Source organism: Actinoplanes auranticolor, from assembly GCF_018332655.1.
Taxonomy (GTDB): domain Bacteria; phylum Actinomycetota; class Actinomycetes; order Mycobacteriales; family Micromonosporaceae; genus Actinoplanes; species Actinoplanes auranticolor.
In genome coordinates this window covers 20,693-27,256 of record NZ_BOQL01000090.1, presented here as the reverse complement: position 1 = coordinate 27,256, position 6,564 = coordinate 20,693, and the positions used below count along the sequence as shown (strand labels likewise).

The following is a 6,564-nucleotide window of genomic DNA, read 5'->3' as shown; positions in this document are numbered from 1 at the left end:
TACTGAGGATGGAAAAGGCTCAGTGGATCGCACTGATGTCCCGTCGACATCGGTGGTGCGACACGAGGGTAACGCGCGGCGTGACGCACTCAGCTCGGCATGGCAGTAAGAGCGGCGCTTCGGCGTAGTCGGATCGTCCGCTTGCTTGCCTTGACCTTGGCGTCGTGGCCCATGGGGCGCGCGTTGGGAGCACGGCGCTGATTCGACTAGGTCGTTGGGCTTGGCTGAGGTGCTGGCGGAGTGGGGGAGCAACCTGCTCCTCGCGGGACATGGTGTTTGCGCTGTTCAAAGGCCGTACTCAGCAATGGTGGGGAGCACCGCCACGACGAAATCGGGCTGTTCGGTGGGCGGTGCGGCGCTGCTCCCAAAACCGGTGATCAGGCGGGGAGCAGGCGGGGTTGAAATCAGCAGCGTCGAACAGCGCCGGGCGGCTTTCAGCAGCGTCAGGCGACCGTGCCTGAACAGGGGCGATCTACATTGTTCCTGGTCAGGGTCGTGGCTGGACTACGTTCACACAGGAGAGCTCCACGAGCAGCGTCGAAGAGCGCTGAAGAGCGGTTTCGTGCAGCTCAACAGCGCCGAACAGCGTGACCTCTCTACTATGTTCGCTCCCATGGCCTCTCCCGCCCGTTAGGAGTGGTCGAGGCGCTGGGCGTGTCATCAAGGCGTGCCTGTTTAACCGCGACGGCGGGCATCAGGCTGCCACAGAGGCCGCAGGCCGGCCGTCGAGTTTGTCCAGGTGCTGCCACCATGCGGGGAATTCGGGTTGCAGGTCGGTGAGCTCCTTCTCGTCGTCGGCGATGAAACAGATGCCCTCGCCTGCGGCTGCGTCCCAGTAGGCGACGTCGCGTCCTTCGGCGAACCGGATGCGCACGTAGTCGAAATCGACCCTGGCGACGATCATGTGGGCGGCGAGGCGGGCGAGATCAGCGCCAGCGCGATCGGCGGTGAGGCCCGGGATGTGCTTCTGTACCCGAAGCACATCCGCCTCGTCGGACCGTGCTGGACGTCCTCGGCAGGGAGGCCGCCGTACGACCGATGTCTCCCAGCCCACGGCGGTCGTCGCGATGCCCCAACCGGTGGTCATCAGCTCCACGATCTCGCTATCCGTGTAGTCGCCGGCGAGGTACCGCAGATTGGCGACGAGGGCCGCAGCCTGCCGTGCGTCCGGTGCAGTCAGTGTTAGCAGATGCTGGTCGAACCCGAGCGCAGGTGACAGCAGCAGTGCCTGTGTGTGCTCGCGTACGGCCCGGCGTAGCTCATCGTCGAAGTCGTATTCGGTCAGTTCGGCGAGGGCACGAAGCGTGGTTTGTCGGGCCTGTGCCTCGGTGAGGACCTGCTCGGCGGCTTCGCGTTCCTGGTCGGGGAGTGAGGCAATCAGCCCTTGCGGGCCCCAGAGGAACGACCACGATGCGAGCTGCGCCGTTATCGCATGGCCTGGGTCGATCGCGTCGCTGTGCAGCAATTCCCGCAGGACGTGGCTGAGGATCACCGCGTTGCGCACCGTTAGGGTGGGGCCGAGTTTCTCCTGGAAGACCACGTCCTGCAGTGCGGCGGTGTACCGGACGGCGAGCCGATTGCAGGCCATTCGGGTGCGGGTGGAGACGCTGAGATGCCGGGTGAGCTGCTCTTCGTCGCCGGTGTCGTCCGGTTCGCTGCTGGCACCGAGATCGTCGTCTTTGTCCGCCACGCTGGGTGACCCTGTGACCCCTTTCAGACGAGCGGCGATCGAGCTGAGGATGACCTCGATGTCCGATGCTCGCTGCCCATCGGGCCTGGAGTTGTGCTGGTAGCCCCGATAGCGGGGATGCCGGTAGAGCCGCTCCCAGTCGATTTCCTCCCATCGCACCGACTCCGCCTCACCGCCGTCATCGGCGGGCGTTGCGGTCCTGCCCCCGGCCACCTTCCAGGCGGTCTCCGGGTCGAAGATGAGCGCCTGCTCCAGCTGTTTGAGCAGCTGAGAAAGGTCGTCGTCGGTGCCCGGAAGGGATCCTGTCGAACCCAGCAGGTGATTGTCTGCGGTCCGCGCCGTCCGGCCACGCAATGCGTCCACGTGGTAGGGCCATGTCGGCTCTGGCTCCGCACCTTCGACGCTGCCGGGTAGGCGGACGTCGATGCGTCCACCGCGGGCCAGCCGCTCGACGTCCGCATCAGTGAGCCGAAACCGGAAAACCGTGCCGTCATCTTCCGCAGCCAGCGCGAGCAGTGCGGTCCCATCCGGAAAGACCAATTGGGGTACGCCTGACGTGACCGCCGTGGTGAGTACCAGCGTCAGGAGGTTGCCGCGAAGCTCGCTGTAGAGCACTGCCGCGGTGTCCGCCGGTGGTAAGTCACCGCCGCCACGGAACCTCAGCATGAGCGGTTCCGCAACGGGCAGCGGCTGCACCGTAAGCGGCATGTAGAGGCCAGCGAATCCGCCAGGCGGCCGAGTCTCAATCACAGCCAGTTCGATATTGCCGGTGGTGGCCGGCAGCAGCAGAGCCCGTCGGGACAGGTTCGCCGAGCCGGTAACCAGCACCTCCCGGTCGACACACACCACATGGATGATCTTGGCGTGCAGGAAGGCCGTTGGGGCGTCGGTCACCTGGGCCCTCTCGAGCGACACCGCTGTGCCGGGACGGTTCACTACGGCGGAGAGGCGTTCGCCGTCGACCGATGTGTCCGATGTGAGCAGCACCCGCAGACGCCGAGGCCGTAGCCGGTCGAGCAGCCGGCCCAGCGCTGTCGCCTCCTCGTCGTGGAACGGCGCGTACGCGGTAAGCAGATCAACCGGGCCGTCCACAGCCGCGGTGATCGCCTCGATCAGCGGGGTATCGAGATTGTGGTGCAGCGCTTGCCTTCCGGTGGGCCGTGGCGGCAGCCAAGGGGTCGAGGACCAGGTGAGGTCCAGCGCGGAGACTGCGGCCGGATCGAGCCACCGGCGCGCCGCGATCCCGTCGATCAGGGATCGGACCGCGGCGAACACGTCGAGATGCTCGCCGGCACCGTCGTCGTAGGTGTACTTGTGCCACAGTTCGCCGGGCTCGGTGTAACCGTCCGGGCCTAGATTGCCCGAGCCGACCAGTAGCCGACCCGCTGTGGACGTCGTGAGCAGCACCGCCTTCGCATGCGCCGCCCACGGGTTACGGATCGGCGCAGCCATATAGGTCCGGTTCGCCTGACCGAGCCGCTGCCCCGTGCGCGCGGCCGTGGCGAACTGGTCGGCCAGCCGCCGATCATCGGCCAGGATGATCCGATTCGGCACCCGGCTCAGCTGCCGCAGCAGATGCGTTTCGAAGAAGTCCAGGTGCGCCGAGTAAGTCAGAACGATCAGGTTCGTCCAGGCACCCTGGATCTGCTCCGGGACAACAAAAGCGGGCGTGTCGCTCATCCCGCGTTCTCCGGACGGAACGCTGCGGCGGCGTTCCGCACCACGCCTGCCGGAAGATCGCCGTCGGTCAACAGGGCGCGGCCGGCCGCGGTCAGCTCCCGCTGCTCCAGGGTCAGGCTGGAGACGAGGCCGAGCTCGTGAACGATCGTGCTGAGCGCCCCGAACCGGCTGTCGTTAAAGGCGACCGGCGCGTCCGCGGGAAAGAACCGCAGCGCGTCACCGACACGCCGGAAACGGAACGTATCCCCGCTGTCGGGAAGCTTCGCCGTGGCCACCCGCTCATGCTGGACGATCACGAAATCGGTGATGATCCACTGAAGGAGTTCAGCGATCGTCTGGTTCGCCACGAGCCGTCGCTGTAGCAGCCCATAGAAACGGGTCATGCCGATCCGCTGGCCGCCGCCCTCGGCAAGCAACTCGGCGTCGTCGCCCAGGTCGGCCTGCCGCCCAGCGCTGCCGAGCCGACGGTGAACCAGCAGCAGGATCGCCAACATCGCGATCAGTGTCCCGGCGTCGTCGTCGGCGTTGGCGCACCAGGCGTAGAGGACGTGCTCGTCGAGTTCGTCGTGCCGGGGCCAGACGTCGTCGACCCCCAGCGTCACGTCAACGTGCCCAGTGAGCCAATCCGCGAATACCGGGCCAGGCATATCGGCCCGGATCCCGGGATCGGGCAGGTCGCCACAGAAGCCGTTGTCGTCGAGTTCCCCGGTGATGACCGCCCAGAGGTCGCTCAAGGGAACCAGGCTAAGCCCGTCGCCGGACAGCTCCAGCCCGCGTCGCGTCACCCAGGCCCACAGCCGGTTGAAGGCGAACGCGAAGTACTCACGCGCCTGGTAGATGCGCCACCGCCGGGCGATGCCGAGCACTCCCGGCAGCGGTGCGTATCGCTCACCGTCCAGCTCGCGGAAGTAGGCGAGCTGGCGGAACCGGTCCTGACTCACCGGCTCCGCCAGCGTCGTCCGGCAGAAATCGAGGAAGAAGCGGAAGGACCCTCGCCGCCGCCCCGCTTCCTCGAGCTCGCCGTGGTGCAGGAACACGTCCTGAAGCAGCGGCAGGTCGACGGCCGCGGCGGCGCGAAGCTGACACAAGCAGGCGGCAGCCGCGAACTCTACGAGCACGTCCCGCGGGACGGCGGTGTCGCAGGCCGCGAAGTAGTCCCGGTAGAACCGGGTTCCGTCGATCGCCGAGCGATACCCGGCCGCCACCGCCCGGCCTTCCGGCGTCGGGGCGTCGAACACCACACCGGTGGCTGGATCGGTGAGTACCACCAGGCCCAAGGTCTCCATCACCGTGCGGTAATAGAGGCCGTAACCGCCGAGCGGCTCCTTGATGTAGTCGAACGCCGGATCGAACTCCTCCTGGCCGATCACGCTGTAGGTGCGCCGGGACCCGACGATGCCGCTCGTCAGCGTCTCGTGCTCGGTTTGCTCGCAGAGCTGGCAGGCGAAGGAGTACAGAGCCTCCCGAGGTCGATAGAAATCCCGGAAAGCTGTCCGGCTGCGCGGCAGATCTCGCGCCCAGAATTCGTCGAGTAGAAACGCGTAAAACGACCAATACCGTGGGTGGACGGTCAGCACGTTCACGCCCGGCGACAGTCCCGCCAGCAACCGATCCGAACTGACCGATCCAAGCCCAAGATGATCCTGCCCTGAGCCACGCGCATAGGCCCGCGCCGCCCAGAACGGCCCCGTCATCTCACCCCCAGACGTCATGAGTGCCGACAGGTGCCGAGAACCGCACATCCCGTACTCGTCTGGTCATCGCCCCGAACAATTCCACGCTGGCCCCTGCGAACTGGATCATCCGATCCACTTGCCTGAGTCGTACAGGAAGTAGCGGTAGTTGCCTTCTCGTGGGGCGGTCACGAACGGTTTGCCGTTGTTGTCGACTGTGTATGGGTAGTCTTTGCCAGCGACAGAGATGTCCAGGACCAGCTGCCACGAGCAGTAGCAAGTCGTCGCGGTGGCCTTGACATAGACCACCTCTGGGTCGGCCGGCTTGATGGTGCGCATGAACGGTACCGGCTTGAGGCCACCATCCAGGAAGTCCAGCTTCCTCTTGTCCAAGTCGATGTTGAGGAAGGAATGCGTCGTCTCGCCGCCCTGCTCACAGGCGGCGACGTCACCGTGCGGATCCGACAGGTCCGTGGCGACCAGTTCTGCGCCCGTGACTTGCACGACGTCTGAGGTGACGGCACTGATGCTGATCGCAAAGTTGGTTACCTCGACGTCGGCGGCATTCTTCTCCCGAGCCCACGAATGCCAAGCGTAGCAGTATTTGTCCGGTTTCTCCGCGGTAAGGCCGCCGGCTGGAAACAGGAAGCTGTTGACGGTGTTGATCTCGTGCTTCGGGTCAACGTACTTCTGCGGATCCAGCAGAACCTTAACCGCGAAGGGAGTGGTGGGTCCCGAAGCCGTCACCGACGGTGCCCCAGCGGCTTGCGCGGTCTCCCTGCTCGGGTCACGGGGCTGCCGAAGGTTCCAAACTACGACGACCGCAGCGAGAAGCAGAAGGCCGACAACGCCAGCGATCAGCGCAATCGGGCCACCGCCTAGCCCGTTATTGACATCCCTGCCCACTTGGCTCGTGCTGCCGTTGCCGATGGTGGCCGCAGTCTGATGCACCGCGGGATACGAACCGGACGGTGTCGTCTCGTTGCCCCCGTCACTCATCAACAGTCCGATCTGTATAGCGACCGCGATCACGGTCAGCGCAGCGATAATGACGAGCCAGGCGATGGTGGGTGGATCCGTCATCAGTTCGGTGGCGACTCCGATCCCTACTCCGACGACGACCGTGGCCCCCACGCCCACGCCCCGCCACACACGCTTAGGCAACTGCCCTCCCCCAACCGGACAGTCATCGTAATGGATACGGACAGTGTGGAGGGAGGTCATTTGAGCGGTCGATCCGGGAGGCTGGTGGGCCTTTCACCCTTTCGGCGGCAGCGCATGACCCGAGCGCAGCCTTCGACCGATCTACCTCTGGCAAGTCCGGCACCCGTAGCGGCGGCTGTCGCCGAGGTCAGACTCGCTTGAGGAGCACGACCGCGTCGACCGGGTCACGGAGGGTGCCGTCCCCTTCGGTGAGCAGCGCGAATGCGGCGTCCCACAGTTGACGTCGTCGCCGAACTGGCCTGCGAGGTAATCGGATGCGGCGCGGGTCAGGGTCGGGCGGTCGAGAACCGCCGGTCA

General features: G+C 65.9%; 3 protein-coding genes. All 3 read right to left on the bottom strand.

All coding sequences use genetic code 11. From position 1 onward, the window contains the following. Nucleotides 1-694 precede the first annotated feature (694 nt). Complete coding sequence (locus Aau02nite_RS44230) at nucleotides 695-3,370, bottom strand: phospholipase D-like domain-containing protein (protein ID WP_212994694.1); 2,676 nt, start codon at nucleotides 3,368-3,370, stop codon at nucleotides 695-697. Further along, nucleotides 3,367-5,064 (bottom strand): hypothetical protein, encoded by a 1,698-nt coding sequence (locus tag Aau02nite_RS44225; protein ID WP_212994693.1) that lies wholly within the window; start codon nucleotides 5,062-5,064, stop codon nucleotides 3,367-3,369. Before Aau02nite_RS44225 ends, Aau02nite_RS44230 begins: the two co-directional genes overlap by 4 nt. A 105-nt stretch (nucleotides 5,065-5,169) precedes the next feature. Continuing rightward, entirely contained in the window at nucleotides 5,170-6,177 is a 1,008-nt protein-coding gene (locus Aau02nite_RS44220; RefSeq protein ID WP_212994692.1) for a hypothetical protein, read from the bottom strand. Nucleotides 6,178-6,564: the final 387 nt, after the last annotated feature.

Excerpts from the sequence above, each read along its gene's own strand:
- Aau02nite_RS44230 (WP_212994694.1), bottom strand. The coding sequence starts at position 3,370 with ATGAGCGACACGCCCGCTTTTGTTGTCCCGGAGCAGATCCAGGGTGCC.
- Aau02nite_RS44225 (WP_212994693.1), bottom strand. The coding sequence starts at position 5,064 with ATGACGGGGCCGTTCTGGGCGGCGCGGGCCTATGCGCGTGGCTCAGGG.